The sequence below is a fragment of the Pseudomonas sp. FBCC-B1667 genome (assembly GCF_059133255.1).
The window spans coordinates 2,040,907-2,055,038 of the sequence record NZ_CP101437.1 but is presented as its reverse complement, the minus strand read 5'-3'; the positions used below and the strand labels follow the sequence as shown (position 1 = coordinate 2,055,038).

Annotated in this window: 11 protein-coding genes and 4 tRNA genes; 5 read left to right on the top strand and 10 right to left on the bottom strand. The window is 59.0% G+C overall.

The features are described 5' to 3' along the window. Positions 1-5: 5 nt before the first annotated feature. From NL116_RS09175 to bamJ, 6 genes are all read right to left on the bottom strand, one after another. Positions 6-4,685 carry an RHS repeat-associated core domain-containing protein gene (locus tag NL116_RS09175; protein ID WP_494376891.1) on the bottom strand — a complete coding sequence of 1,560 codons (4,680 nt, stop codon included), beginning with the start codon at positions 4,683-4,685 and terminating at the stop codon, positions 6-8. 240 nt (positions 4,686-4,925) lie between these two features. Next, entirely contained in the window at positions 4,926-5,333 is a 408-nt protein-coding gene (locus NL116_RS09170) for an SEL1-like repeat protein (protein WP_494376890.1), read from the bottom strand. Beyond that, a complete protein-coding gene (locus NL116_RS09165; RefSeq protein ID WP_007898892.1) occupies positions 5,334-5,705 on the bottom strand; it encodes a hypothetical protein in 372 nt (123 codons plus the stop codon). It lies immediately after the preceding gene. Next, complete coding sequence (locus NL116_RS09160; protein ID WP_140667220.1) at positions 5,702-6,043, bottom strand: helix-turn-helix domain-containing protein; 342 nt, start codon at positions 6,041-6,043, stop codon at positions 5,702-5,704. The genes NL116_RS09165 and NL116_RS09160 overlap by 4 nt, the downstream gene beginning before the upstream one ends. Positions 6,044-6,147: 104 nt before the next feature. Then, positions 6,148-6,612: a YkvA family protein gene (locus NL116_RS09155; protein ID WP_494376889.1), complete on the bottom strand. Its 465-nt coding sequence runs from the start codon at positions 6,610-6,612 to the stop codon at positions 6,148-6,150. 294 nt (positions 6,613-6,906) lie between these two features. Continuing rightward, positions 6,907-7,620 carry a BamJ family beta-barrel-assembly machinery protein gene (bamJ, locus tag NL116_RS09150; protein WP_494376888.1) on the bottom strand — a complete coding sequence of 238 codons (714 nt, stop codon included), beginning with the start codon at positions 7,618-7,620 and terminating at the stop codon, positions 6,907-6,909. Positions 7,621-7,889: 269 nt separating this feature from the next. On the opposite strand from bamJ, the gene NL116_RS09145 reads away from it, so the two are divergent. Further along, entirely contained in the window at positions 7,890-9,698 is a 1,809-nt protein-coding gene (locus NL116_RS09145) for a di-heme-cytochrome C peroxidase (protein ID WP_494376887.1), read from the top strand. Next, positions 9,695-10,828, top strand: coding sequence for a catalase family protein (locus NL116_RS09140; RefSeq protein WP_494376886.1), 1,134 nt, complete (start codon positions 9,695-9,697; stop codon positions 10,826-10,828). The genes NL116_RS09145 and NL116_RS09140 overlap by 4 nt, the downstream gene beginning before the upstream one ends. 91 nt (positions 10,829-10,919) lie before the next feature. Here NL116_RS09140 and NL116_RS09135 read toward each other — a convergent pair. The 4 genes from NL116_RS09135 to NL116_RS09120 all read right to left on the bottom strand — a co-directional run bounded on the left by NL116_RS09135 (position 10,920) and on the right by NL116_RS09120 (position 11,458). After that, positions 10,920-10,996: transfer RNA gene (locus tag NL116_RS09135), tRNA-Asp, on the bottom strand. A 15-nt stretch (positions 10,997-11,011) separates the two neighbouring features. Then, positions 11,012-11,087, bottom strand: a tRNA-Val gene (locus tag NL116_RS09130). Positions 11,088-11,286: 199 nt separating this feature from the next. Beyond that, positions 11,287-11,363 (bottom strand) — tRNA-Asp (locus tag NL116_RS09125). Between the two features lie 19 nt (positions 11,364-11,382). Continuing rightward, a tRNA-Val gene (locus NL116_RS09120) sits at positions 11,383-11,458 on the bottom strand. Between the two features lie 161 nt (positions 11,459-11,619). Here NL116_RS09120 and rdgC point away from each other — a divergent pair. The 3 genes from rdgC (at position 11,620) to sugE (ending at position 14,091) form a co-directional block, all read left to right on the top strand. Then, positions 11,620-12,540 carry a recombination-associated protein RdgC gene (gene rdgC, locus NL116_RS09115; RefSeq protein WP_007945202.1) on the top strand — a complete coding sequence of 307 codons (921 nt, stop codon included), beginning with the start codon at positions 11,620-11,622 and terminating at the stop codon, positions 12,538-12,540. Between the two features lie 151 nt (positions 12,541-12,691). Then, entirely contained in the window at positions 12,692-13,657 is a 966-nt protein-coding gene (locus NL116_RS09110) for a bile acid:sodium symporter family protein (RefSeq protein ID WP_494376885.1), read from the top strand. Between the two features lie 119 nt (positions 13,658-13,776). Continuing rightward, positions 13,777-14,091, top strand: a complete 315-nt coding sequence (sugE, locus tag NL116_RS09105; RefSeq protein ID WP_027922462.1) for a quaternary ammonium compound efflux SMR transporter SugE — start codon at positions 13,777-13,779, stop codon at positions 14,089-14,091. Positions 14,092-14,132 lie beyond the last annotated feature (41 nt).

Genomic DNA, 14,132 nt, shown 5'->3' with positions numbered 1-14,132 from the left:
AGCATCTACTTAGGTAGCCTGGATGGAGTCTGATTTGGTGCTCCAGTTACTTTTCCATCCGGAATAAATCTCTGATGAGTTAACTCTAGCTTTAAATTTACAATCCATTCATAAATACCACTTTTATTATTCACCACCCCTACCAACTGTGTGAGCGTATTATATGATCCATCACCGCCCCTTAGTGAAAAGACCCTCCCCTGAGCAGGTATCTGATCAACAACGTAGCTAGGGGCTCTGTGCATTGGATCTTCTTTCAGAGCGCTTCCTACTGGTTGAGCAGCATTTATTTCTTGTGCTGCATAGCCCGCGCGTTGTCTCTCAAAAAGAGCCACATTATGAGCTGAGTTATCCCTGAGCTCTGGAAGTGTTGGCGTTCCCTCATCAACCCTAACGCCAGCCGTATCATCCGGCGCCCCACACCCAGGCTTATTCGGTGGCGGGCAATTCCCGCTCAACCCCAACGGATCAACCCACCCCGTCGGATTCGGCGTGTATTGATACGGGTTCAGCCCGCCCGCCAACTTGATCGGGTCCGGCGTCAGGTATCGGCCAACGTCCGGATCATAGTACCGATGCCGGTTGTAGTGCAGACCGCTCTCGGCGTCGAAGTATTGCCCCTGAAAGCGTAGCGGTTGCTCAAGCTGCTCGCCCCCGCCGAACGTCTGGCGCGTGACTTTGCCGTAGGCGTTGTACTTCGCTGACCAAACAATCTCGCCACCAAAATCGGTCAACTCCTGCGGCGTGCCGAGGTGGTCGAGTTGGTAGTAGAACGGGCAAGCCTTGCGCGGGCCTTTGCCGTCCAGCATGGCGAGGGGGCGGAAGCTGCCGGGTTCGTAGACGTAGCTGCGGTAGTGTTCGCGGCTGCTTTCGGCGACGAGGTGGTCGCCTTGCCAGAAGAACTCGGTGGTGTGGCCGTCGACGGTTTTGGCGATGCGGCGGCCGAAGGCGTCGTAGCGGTAGCTGGCGGTGCGACCGTCCGGGGTGGTGACGCCGATCAGGCGGTGCTGGCAGTCGTAGCGGTAATCGGTGACGAGCTTTTGCCCGGTGCCGCGGCGTTCGCGGATCAGGTTGCCGAAGGCGTCGTAGTCGTAGTGGCGGTCGCCTTGTAGGAGCAGGCGATTGCCCAGCACTTTCGCGGCGCCGGGGCGGTCTTGCATCAACAGGTTGCCGGCCGGGTCGTGGGCGAAGGATTCCGGCGGGTTTTCGCGGGTGTGGCGCACGCGGGTCAGGCGGTTGAGCGGGTCGTAGGTGTAGTTGCGTTGGCCGTGGCGGGTGTCGGCGATGCTGTCGAGATTGCCGTTGGCGCTGTAGGCATAGTCGCGGCGATACAGCGGATGTTGGTTTTGGCTGATGGCATGGGCTTGCAGACAGCCCTGATCGTCGTAGGCAAAGTCGCTGAGCAACTGGCCTTGTTGGCGTTGTTGTTCACGACCGAAGGCAAACTGGTGGCTAGTGAGCCGCGCGCCGTTGAGGTCGATGGCCGTGAGTGCGCCACCCTTGGCGTGGTGGTAATCGAGTTTGCTGCCGTCCGGCAGGCGAAGGCGATTGAGTTGGCCGCAGGCGTCGTAGCCATAACGCAGCGTGCCCCAACCCTGATGCTCGGTGATCAGGCGATCCTGTGGGTCGTACTCGAATTCCAGCGGATGGTCGTGGCCGTCGTCGACCCCGATCAGCCGGCCGAGGCTGTCGTAGCGGTATTCGACCTTGATGCCGTCGGGCAGGGTTTTGACCCGCAGTCGCCCTGAGGAATCCCGCTCGTAAGCGGTGATCAGCTGCGAGCCGTCAGCGCCGAACTCGGTTTTCTCCAGCAGATGGCCGTTGAGGTCGTAGGCATACGCCGTGCGTTGGCCGTCGAAGCCGGTTTCCTGTCGGATCAATCCGCCGGGGGTGTAGTCCAGCCGATATTGTTCGCCGGATTCGTTTTCGATTTCCGTAAGCAACAGCTGCGCGTTGTCGTAGCGATACTTCAGCTGGGTGCCGTCGGCATTGAGGCGGCGGCTGACCAGGTGCAGGTCATCGAGGTATTCGTAGCGCGTGATGCGACCGAGTTCGTCGCGTTCGGCGGTGATTTTTCCGTAGGCGTTGTAGCGGTAGGCGCGACTGGCACCGGTAGGAAGAATCGTCTGGATCAGTCGGCCAACGGCGTCCCATTGCGACTGGGTGACCGAGCCATGTTCGTCCTGACGGGTAATCTGCCGACCCAGTGCATCGTAGGAAAAGCGCCGCACCCCGCCGTCCGGCAGCGTTTCCTCGACCCGTTGCCCCAAACCGTTCCAGACGAACACATGCCGACTGGTGTCCGGGTAGCGGATCGACAGCAGCAGACCTTTTTCGTCGTAGTGATAGTGGGTGACATGGCCATCGGGATCGGTCGCTTCGGTGACATCGCCCTGGGCATTGCGCTGATACTTCCACACCGCTTTGCCGCGATAGCGTGCGTGCAGGAAACCGTTGCGATACTCGTAGGCCGTGGGCTCATCTTCTGGCGGAATCAGCGCCACCAAGCGTCCGACTTCGTCGTAGCGGTATTCGGTGACCGTGCCGAGCGGGTCCTGCTCGGCAATCAGCCGACCCTGGTCGTCGTAGGCCTTGAGGTGTTCACCGCCATCCAGTTCGACCTTGCGCACCAGCCGCGCCCGGTCGTCGTGGACGTAAACCTCTTCGCTGCCGTCGATGTTGTGGACGGTGACGCTGCCTTGGTCATCCCAGGCATATCGCGCGTCCATCTGCGCAAACGACGCCCAGTGGCGGATGCATCGGGCGGCCTTGCCGGACCTTTCCCACGCCCAGAAGAAACTCGCCCCACCGGCCAGTTGCCGCTGGAGAATGACGTGCTGATCGTCGTAGTCGTAGCGCTCGCTTTCGCCGGCGGCGTTGGTGGCCTCGATGAGTCGACCGCGTTCGTCGTAGCGGTAACCGACCAGGGTCTGCTCGGTCAGCCAAGCTTCGTCCTGGGTTTGGGCCGGGGCGAAAACCTGATAATCGACGGCGACCAAATGACTGCGCTCATAACGCAAGCGCAGGGCGCGACCGGCGCCGTTGTCGAGGCGCTGGATGCGCTCTTGGCGGTCGCGGGTGATGCGCAGGCGATTGTCGTAGGCGTCGCTGATCGCTGTGAGTCGACCGTGGTGGAAGTGATAAAACCGTGCGTCGTCGCCGGCCTGGGCGAGGATCAGTTCTTCGGGTTCAGCGCCGAGATAAATCGCCGCGCGCGACAGGCTGTTGTGGATCTCCGGGCGTTCAGCGGTCGGCAGCGGGAATGGGGTGTGACGGTTTTCGTGGTCGATCCAGATGACGCTGTCGCCGTCGATGTCCAGTCGATGGGAAAGCGAATGGCTCCAGCCGAAACCGAGGCCGCAGTCGATCTCGGCGGCGCTGGTGCGGTAGAGCCGAGTGAAGTCGAACGGCAGGACGCCGTCCAGCGAACCGTCGGTGAGGGTCAGCAGTTCTTCGCCAGTGACCATCGACACCGGGCATTTGTTGGTGGCGGTTTTGTTGGCGGAATCGGCAGCGTCGCCGTTGGGATTTTTCGCCTGATCCGGGGCGTTGTCGTGGTGTTCGTTTTGCTTGAGCGTGGTGTTGCGTTTGGCATCCCAGCGCAACAGCACTCCACCTTTTTTCAGACCCGCCGCAACGCCGCGCGCGGCGACTGTCTTGTAGCGGTCTACATACTCCATAAAGTTATCGACGATCGTGACCATCGACTTCACGAAGCCCATCGCGGCCTGAAAAATTTGCGCACTGTACTTGGCCAGTCGCACTGTCAGCCAGGCAATACCGACGCCGACCACGCTCAGCACCAAGCCAATCAACAAGTCGATGACCAGGCCAACCACGACTTTGGAAATGGCCTCGGCAGACGTACCGGCCAGTTGCGATGGCGGCAATGCTTCGAGCCATAACATTGCGGTGCGCATCAGCAAACACAGCGCCGCCTCGTCGCTGGCCAGCAACATGGCTTTTTCCATCTTGTCTGGAGCGCTGACTGCGAGCCTTGCCAGTTCTCCTGCGCTTTCACCCAGTTTCTCGGCAAAGGCTCCAGGGTCTTTCAGAATGTCAGTGAGTTCACCGATACCATCCCAAACAGCCTGAATCGCCGCCCAACCTCCTGCGAGCAACCCATTGCCCACGGCGGCCAACGATGCCGACGCCGATTGCTGCGACCACCGCGGCTTGAACCCCTCCCACTCCTTGCGCAGCCAGCCTTCCAGCTCCGTGGTCAGGCCTTTGTAAGAATCAAAAAGCTTGTCGATCTGCTTCGGCGTAACTTCACTCTGAACATGAACCCGATAGAACTTCCCGGGTACCCCTTCGAATTGCCCTTTACCGTTCTCATCGAGCTTGACCGGTGTGATCTCGCCGCCATCCCGAGCAATCACATCAACCGAAATATTCCCCAACGGAATGTCATAAACCGATTCGAACTTGCTCTCGATCTCCAGAATCCCACTGGCCGGACACTGCGCAACACCCGAGAAAAAATCATCATCGCCGCTGCTTACTGTGGTGATGGCGTTGCCGAATCGGATGACCCGCTCCATCCCCATCAACGAAGGCAAATCAGCAACGCGACTGGCCTCGTCCGCCGCCTGGTTAAACCAGCGTTTCAGCTGTTCACGGTAGAGAGACAGGGTGTCCGGAAAACTGTCGAGTTCCTGCTCGATGCGGGCGATGTGCGCCATCAACGCACCGAACGGTATGAAGTGGAGTGGAAAATCGGGTCGAACATGAGCAATCCCTCGCGCAGAAAATGGAGCGCGCGAGACTTTGCAGGGGATCAATCAGGAAAGAAGTCAGGCAAGTAGGTGATGACTGTAGGATAAATCCGTAATTAACCACCACTGAACAACGGACAAGCAGAAACGCAAACGTGGCAGGAGGTTTCCCTCACGCCACGTTTGTTTATCAGACAATGTTGGGGGTTACTGCGTAGGACCCCGAGCCGCCAACTCTTTCAGCTTAAGCTCAGCCAACGGATGCCCGGCCTTCGCAGCCATGCCCCACCAGCGCGCAGCTTCAGCCGGATCCGGCGCTTTGCTCGGCGTTCCCGCCAGACTGATCACGCCAACCTGATACGCCGCCTTGCCATCCCCCGCCAACGCCGCCAGGCGCAGCAATCGCACACCCTCCTCGCGTGCCCCAAGGCCGACACCGCGAAAGGTCAGGATGTGGCCATAGAAGCTCTGAGCGTCGACGTCACCCAGGTTTGCCATGCGGGCGAACTGGCCTTCGAGCCAGCGCCAGCCTCGCGGCTGGCGCACAAACCATGACCAATGAAACAACCGGCGGGCCAGCCAGTAACCGGCTTGGGCCTTGAGCTTTAAAAACACTCAGGCCTCGGCCGATTCGGGGTATTCGTATTCAAACACGCGCACCACTTCCGAAGCGTGCCAGGATGCAGCAGCGACACCATCGGACGGTCCGGAGAAACGCCCCAGACGCTCGACACATTCGAAGAAGCCGGTGCGTGGCAGGCGACTCGCACCCTGGCTGATCACCAGCGAGCTGCGCAGCGGTTGCTCGGCCCTGGCATCCAGCGCAGCCAGATGTTCGAGTGCCGCTGTGAGGGTTTGCATGGCCGGCGTGGGCAGTTGCAAACGCTCCAGCAACGCTCGATAGGTCAGAAGATGGCGCTGACGTCGCGCCTGATCCAGCTCACCCAGCAACCCGTCCCAATGTTGACGACTGATGCGTACGCTCACGATTCATCCCTCCACCCTGGCACCGTCAATTCCCAGGCCAGGCTGCGGCGAATCGCAGCGTCGGGTAGACGCTCGCCACTTTCGATCAAGGCCAAATAAGACGGGCTGATGCCTACCGTGCGGGCGAGCGCCTCGATGGCGATGCCCTTCCCTTCGCGCAAACTGCGTAGTTGGTCCAGACCTGGAAGAATCTGGTCCGGTGTTGCCGTGCGATGCACTGGGGCGTCTGGCGCCGGTTGCTCGTTGATGCCTGCTGCTTTCAGTAGAGCCTGGTACTGAGCCCACGGTAAAACTGCATACTCGGGCTCGCCTTCGCGTGTGATTATCTGAATATCCATGACTTCCCCGTAGGACAACGACACTTTGCGAGTCGGCACTTTTCCCTAGAAGTGTAATCCTAACAGCGGCCAAGGTCGCGTGGGGGTATCAATAAATTGGATCCTCAGTCGCCCCGTTTTTTTTGGGGCCCCTGGAGCTGAAGTTTTTCCGGGGTATCGGGCAGGCGTTCGACCACCGTCAGCATCTCCGGCACCTGACGCTTGCGCCAGGCGCGGAAGGCATTGAGTTCGTCGTCGAGGACTTTCATCAGCCAGGCCAGTACGGCGATGTCATCGAGCATGCCGAACACTGGAATGAAATCCGGGATGGCATCCACCGGGCTGAGGAAGTACATCAGGCCGGCGACCACCGAGACCAACGCCTTCGGGCTGACGGCACGATACTCCCCACGCCAGTAGGCCAGGCACAATGCCTGCAACAAGCGCAGATCATCCTTGACCTTGCCCAGGCGATTGCCCTGGCTCGCACTTTTGCTGGCGACGGCGAACAGCAGCGTCGGCAAGCGCCCCCGCGCGAGCAAGCGCCCGGCGAGGGGCAAGAATCGAGCGAAATTCCAGGGTGCTTTCATCATTTTCTCCCACTGAAATGTTATCCACACAAATTGTGGATAACCTTGTGAACAGAGCTACTTTTCACGGCTGAAAGCCCCGTTTCATAAGGGTCCTGCTCAGATCGGGCGTTTTTTACTCACATAAAAAAACCCAAGATTTCATTGACTTGGCGGGCGGGCGCGGCTAGTACGGGCATCTTCAATGGCTATGACTCCAGCGTACAGCAACCGTTCGCTTTGTTTACCTACGCCGAACCCCGGATGCAACAACGCCCCGCATAAGCGAGGCGTTGTTGTCAAAGCAGACGCTGATTACTTGGCTGCGTCTTCTTTGGCTGGATCTTTGATCCCCAGCAGTTCCAGGTCGAATACCAGCACCGAGTTGGCTGGAATGGCCGGGCTTGGGCTTTGGGCGCCGTAAGCCAGTTCGCTAGGGATGTACAGCTTGTACTTCTCGCCAACGTGCATCAGTTGCAGGCCTTCGACCCAACCCGGGATCACGCCGCTGACCGGCAGATCGATCGGGCTTCCGCGCTCGACGGAGCTGTCGAAAACGGTACCGTTGGTCAACTTGCCGGTGTAGTGAACAGTCACTACGTCGGTCGGCTTAGGCTGCGGGCCATCGGCTTTCTTTTCCACTTCGTATTGCAAGCCCGAGGCGGTGGTCACTACGCCAGCTTTCTTGGCGTTTTCTTCGAGGAATTTCTTGCCGGCAGCGGCCGACTCTTCGCTCATTTTGGCCATACGCTCTTCCGCGCGCTTCTGCAGTGCAGCGAAGGCTTCGACCAGATCCTCGTCTTTGAGCTTCTGCTCTTTCTTGCCAACGGCATCTTCGATGCCCTGGGCTACGGCTTTGGAGTCCAGGTCGTCCATGCCTTCCTGAGCCAGGCTTTTGCCCATGTTCAGGCCAATGCCGTAGGAAGCTTTTTGCGCCGGAGTTTTCAGCTCTACACTGGTCTGCGAATCACAACCCGCGAGTACCAGGCTAACCAGGGCTACCGCCGCCGCCAACCGATGCTGTTTCATGCTATTTCCTTGTTCATGCGCCAAAAGGGCAATCGAGTAAAGCCGCGAGCTTATCAGGCGGCCACGACCAATGGCTACCGGCATGAGAGCGGGAATATTCTGATTAGTTCAGGCGTTTCAACGCATTTCAGGGTTGGCATCATGAAGCATCTGTCATCCGGCACCTACAGCGGCGGATCCCGTATCCCACAACATCTGGCGTAATGGCCACTTGCCGCACCCCGACCCCTGGGGCATAAGAGAGCCACAATTCGACAAGGATGTTTATCTTGCGCCTCTTATTTCGCCTGCTGATGCTGGTGGCTGTGCTGTTGGGACTCGGTCTGGCCGTGGTTCTGTACTACGTCGCCAACCCGAAACTGCCGACCTGGTCGCCCGCGAAACAGGTGTATTACCTGGAACAATGGAGCGCTGAAGACCGCCAGATCTATTACTTCACACCTCAGGGAACCCAGGTCAAAGGCTTGCGCTATGACTGGTTCAACGCCCTCGAACTGCCCTTCTCGCACGAACGATTCGCCTCGCCCGAATATCTCGCCCGCTTTGGTTTCCTGATCGACCCCGGTCAGAAAGCCACGCCAAACAACCCGGGGAATTTGCCCGTAGGCTTTGCCCGTCATCAAAACCCCGGCAGCCAGGACGAGTTTCTCGACATCACGTGTGCCGCTTGTCACACCGGTGAGTTGCGCTTCAACGGCCAGGCGATCCGCATTGACGGCGGCTCGGCGCAGCATGTTTTGCCCTCCAGTGTTCCTACGTTGAAAGGGGGCAGTTTCGGCCAAGCGATGGTCGCCAGTCTGACCGCGACTTACTTCAACCCATGGAAATTCGAGCGCTTCGCCCGCAGCGTGCTGGGCGAGGACTACGACGCCCGGCACCAACAATTGCGTGAGGACTTCAAAGCATCTCTCGACGCGTTTGTGAAAGTCGCGTGGAACGATGCCCATCGCGGGCTCTACCCCACCGAGGAAGGACCGGGCCGGACCGACGCCTTTGGGCGTATCGCCAACGCCACGTTCGGCGATGCGATTTCGCCTGACAACTACCGCGTGGCCAATGCCCCGGTGGATTACCCGCAATTGTGGGACATGTGGATGTTCGACTGGGTGCAGTGGAGCGGTTCGGCGCAACAACCGATGGCCCGTAACATCGGCGAGTCTCTGGGTGTGGGCGCCACATTGAGTGTCTTCGATGCCAACGGCCAACCGCTCAAAGGTGACGAGCGCTATCCGTCAAGTGTGCGATTGCGCGATCTGCACCAGATCGAAGAAACCCTGCAACGGCTCAAACCACCCGCCTGGCCTGAAGAACTACTCGGCGCTGTCGACAAGCCGTTGGCGGCGAAAGGTCGCGAGTTGTTCAGCGAAAACTGCGCCGGTTGCCATTTGCCACGCACTGTCGAAAGTGACGGGCGCTGGGTGCAACATTTGAAAATGCTGCCGGTGGATATCATTGGCACAGACCCGGGCGCCGCCAACAACATTGCCGACCATCGCTTCGACCTCTCCGCCTTGCAATGGGATCTGAAGGAACTCAAGCAACTGGATGTGCACTTGCTGCCAACACCCACTGAACCGCTGGACCTGAGCAAACTGTCATCGGCCAAGGGGCTGGCCTACATCACCGCTTTCGTCGGAAACCGCGCTTACCGGGATGCGAACATTCCTGCCGCGGAACAACCCGCAATGAATGGCTTCGGCCTGCCGATTGGCGTACGCGAACTGCGCGCCTATAAGGCAAGGCCATTGGCTGGCGTCTGGGCCACGGCGCCGTTTCTGCACAACGGTTCAGTACCGAGCATTTATCAGCTGCTCTCGCCTCAAGATGAACGCGCCTCGACCTTCTATAAAGGTACGTTCGAGTACGACCCCCAACATCTTGGTTATCGCACCGATGCCTTCACCGATGGCTTCATGTTCGACACACGCATCACCGGCAATCACAACAGCGGTCACGAATTCCGCGCCGGTCAGCGTGGCAACGGCGTGATTGGCCGCTTACTGCAACCGCAGGAACGCTGGGCGCTGCTGGAATACCTGAAGGTATTGGACGGCCCGCTGGAGGCGCAGTTGCCATGAGCAGACTCTGGATGGGCTTTGGCGCGTTTCTCGGCAAGACCCTTCTGTGGATGCTCGCCCTTGGCGTGCTCGGTTATGCGCTGGCCATGGCGTGGTTCGCCTGGCAGCACAGCGGACCTGTTTCAGCGCAAGAAGTGATACCGGATGGCGAAGCCGCCATGACGCAGGACGTCATTCAGACTGCGGTGCGCATCGTCGATCAACACCGGGAAAGCACCCGCTACCTGCGCGATGCCCATGCCAAGGCCCACGGTTGCGTGAAGGCAGAGGTTCAAGTGCTGGCGGATCTTTCCGCGGAACTGCGCCAAGGCGTGTTCAGCGAACCCGGCAAAACCTGGCAAGCGACAATGCGTCTGTCCAACGGCAACGCGTATCCGCAGTTCGACAGCATTCGAGACGCCCGGGGCATGGCGATCAAACTGTTGAATGTATCTGGCAAACAGCTGCTCGCCGATCAACAGCCTCGTGGCGAACAGGACTTTGTGATGTTCAGCCACCCGAATTTCTTCGTCAGCGATGTCGCCGAGTACCGTCAGAATGTCGCGGAACAGGCTGACGGCAAAAAACTGATGGCGTTTTTACCTGGCTGGGACCCACGGAAGTGGAAGGTTCGGCACCTGTTTATCGCTCTGGCGACACTCTCTCCCGCGCCGCAAAGCCCGGCACAGTCGACGTATTTTTCGGTTGCTCCCTACAAGTTCGGAGAAGCCAATGCCAAATTCCGAGTGATGCCGGACCCTGATAGCTGCCCAACTTACACCCTGCCCCCGCAGAACCAGAAATTGCCAAACTTCCTGCGTAATGCGCTGAACCAGCAATTATCGACCGACCGGGTGCCGGCCTGCTTCGTCCTGCAAATTCAGCGTCAGGACCCAAGCCAGTACATGCCCATTGAAGACACCAGCATCGAATGGAGTGACAACGTGGCGCCGTTCCAGACCGTGGCGCGAATCAAAGTGCCTGCGCAAGATTTCGACACGCTGGCATTGAATATCCAATGCGACAACCAGTCGTTCAACCCCTGGTTTGGTCTTGAGGCTCATCGACCGATTGGCGGCATCAACCGACTTCGCAAAGCGGTGTATGAAGCTGTGAGCGACTACCGACACAGTCGTAACGCCGAGCAATAAGCGCAATTGCCAAACGCCAGACAGCAAAAAGCCCGCATTAAGCGGGCTTTCTGTGTGGTACCTGGCGTTCAGCGTTCCAGGTGACCGAATATGGCGCAGCGGACGGGACTCGAACCCGCGACCCCCGGCGTGACAGGCCGGTATTCTAACCGACTGAACTACCGCTGCGCGTAGCGTTGAAAGTGGTGGGTGATGACGGGATCGAACCGCCGACATTCTGCTTGTAAGGCAGACGCTCTCCCAGCTGAGCTAATCACCCTTTACCTTCGTTGCGGGGCACATTATGCCACAGGTTTTCGTAAAGTGTTGATTTAATTGAATAATTTTTCAAAAAAATCCGAAAACCGGTGAATCGATGCGACCTGCAGGAACAACGGACAATCTACAGACAGAAAAAAACCCGCATGAGCGGGCTTTTCCGTGGTGACCTGGCGTTCAGCGCTCCAGGTGACCGAATATGGCGCAGCGGACGGGACTCGAACCCGCGACCCCCGGCGTGACAGGCCGGTATTCTAACCGACTGAACTACCGCTGCGCGTAACACTGAATGCGAATGGTGGGTGATGACGGGATCGAACCGCCGACATTCTGCTTGTAAGGCAGACGCTCTCCCAGCTGAGCTAATCACCCTTCACGTTCGGTGTGGCGCGCATTCTACGGAGCGACCTCACCTCTGGCAAGCACTTTTTTAAATAATTTTCTCAGGCCTTCCAAAGGCTTAGCGAAGGGTTGGCCTATGACGCCGCTAAGAGAATAATGCCCCCCTTTGTATATAAGGAGAGACTTACCCCATGTGGTTCAAAAACCTGCTTATCTATCGCCTGACCCAAGATCTGCCTGTTGATGCCGAGGCGTTGGAAACTGCACTGGCCACCAAACTGGCGCGTCCATGTGCAAGCCAGGAGTTGACCACCTACGGTTTCGTCGCGCCATTCGGTAAAGGCGAAGATGCACCGCTGGTCCATGTCAGCGGCGACTTCCTGCTGATCTCGGCGCGTAAAGAAGAACGCATCCTGCCGGGCAGCGTCGTGCGTGACGCCGTGAAGGAAAAGGTCGACGAGATCGAAGCCGAGCAAATGCGCAAGGTCTATAAGAAGGAACGCGACCAGATCAAGGATGAAATCATCCAGGCGTTCCTGCCGCGCGCCTTTATTCGTCGCTCGTCGACCTTCGCCGCCATCGCGCCGAAACAAGGCCTGATCCTGGTCAACTCGGCCAGCCCGAAACGTGCCGAAGACCTGCTGTCCACCCTGCGTGAAGTGATCGGCACCCTGCCAGTACGTCCGCTGACCGTAAAAATGTCGCCAACCGCCACCATGACCGAATGGGTCACCACCCAGAAAGCCGCGGACGACTTCTTTGTGCTGGACGAATGCGAGCTGCGTGACACCCACGAAGACGGCGGCATCGTGCGTTGCAAACGTCAGGACCTGACCAGCGAAGAAATCCAGTTGCACCTGAGCACCGGCAAAGTGGTGACTCAGCTGTCACTGGCCTGGCAAGACAAGCTGTCGTTCGTCCTCGACGACAAGATGGTGGTCAAGCGCCTGAAGTTCGAAGACCTGCTGCAAGATCAGGCCGAACAGGACGGCGGCGAAGAGGCCCTGGGTCAACTGGACGCCAGCTTCACCCTGATGATGTTGACCTTCGGCGACTTCCTGCCCGCCCTGGTTGAAGCGCTGGGTGGTGAAGAGACTCCGCAGGGGATCTAAAGGCTGGTGATTACTAATGTGGGAGCGGGCTTGCTCGCGAAGGGGGAGTGCCAGTCGACATCGATATTGACTGACACACCGCTTTCGCGAGCTAGCCCGCTCTGACATTCGCCCTGTGTGATTTATCAAAACGAACAATAAGGATCAGGCCATGCGCGCACTCGCTGCATTAAGCCGCTTTGTCGGCAACACTTTCGCTTACTGGGTACTGATTTTCGCGGTCGTGGCGTTCCTGCAACCGACGTGGTTCATCGGTCTCAAAGGCGCGATCGTGCCACTGCTGGGGCTGGTGATGTTCGGCATGGGCCTGACCCTCAAACTCGAAGACTTCGCCGAAGTCGCCCGCCATCCGTGGCGCGTGGCCCTTGGGGTGGTTGCCCATTTCGTGATCATGCCCGGTGTGGCGTGGTTGCTCTGCCAGGCGTTTCACCTGCCGCCGGAAATCGCCGTCGGCGTGATTCTGGTCGGTTGCTGCCCAAGTGGCACCTCCTCGAACGTCATGACCTGGCTGGCACGCGGCGATCTGGCCCTGTCGGTGGCCATCGCCGCCGTCACCACCCTCCTCGCCCCGCTGCTCACCCCAGCACTGATCTGGCTGCTGGCCTCGGCGTGGTTGCCGGTGTCCTTCATGGAGCTGTTCTGGTCGATTCTGCAAGTGGTGCTGTTGCCGATCATCCTGGGTGTGATTGCGCAACGCGTGCTCGGCGCCAAGGTTCGCCACGCGGTAGAAGTGTTGCCACTGATTTCGGTGGTGAGCATCGTGATCATCGTCACCGCCGTGGTCGCCGCCAGCCAGGCGAAGATTGCCGAGTCCGGTCTGCTGATCATGGCCGTGGTCATGCTGCATAACAGCTTCGGTTATCTGCTGGGCTACTTCACCGGGCGCCTGTTCAAGTTGCCGCTGGCCCAACGCAAATCGCTGGCACTGGAAGTCGGCATGCAAAACTCCGGGCTGGGGGCCGCGCTGGCCAGTGCCCATTTCTCGCCACTGGCGGCGGTGCCGAGCGCTTTGTTCAGTGTGTGGCACAACATTTCCGGGGCGCTGCTGTCGACGTATTTCCGTCGAATGAGCGAGAAAGAAGACCGGAAAATCGCTGCGCGACAGGTTGCTGAATAAGCCGAAAACTTGATCCCCGGATTAATGATGGGCACTCTATGGCGCAACGCGAGGACGACCTCGCGGCTCGATCGAGTCATTAATCTGGGGACGACCCCGTCAATCGATGGAGGTCTTTCATGTCCTGGATCATCCTGTTTTTCGCCGGCCTGTTCGAAGTCGGCTGGGCCGTTGGCCTGAAGTACACCGACGGTTTCAGCCGTCCTCTACCCACCGCGTTGACCGTTGCAGCCATGGCCATCAGCCTCGGCTTGCTCGGCCTTGCCATGAAGGAATTGCCACTGGGCACGGCCTATGCGATCTGGACGGGGGTGGGTGCGGTCGGCACGGTGATTGCCGGGATCATTTTGTTTGGTGAGTCGATGGCGTTGTTTCGGCTGGCCAGTGTGGCGCTGATCATTGCCGGGTTGGTTGGGCTCAAAGTCAGCGCTTAGACCACTACCGCTTTCGCGAGCAAGTCGAAGGAGCCGGCACA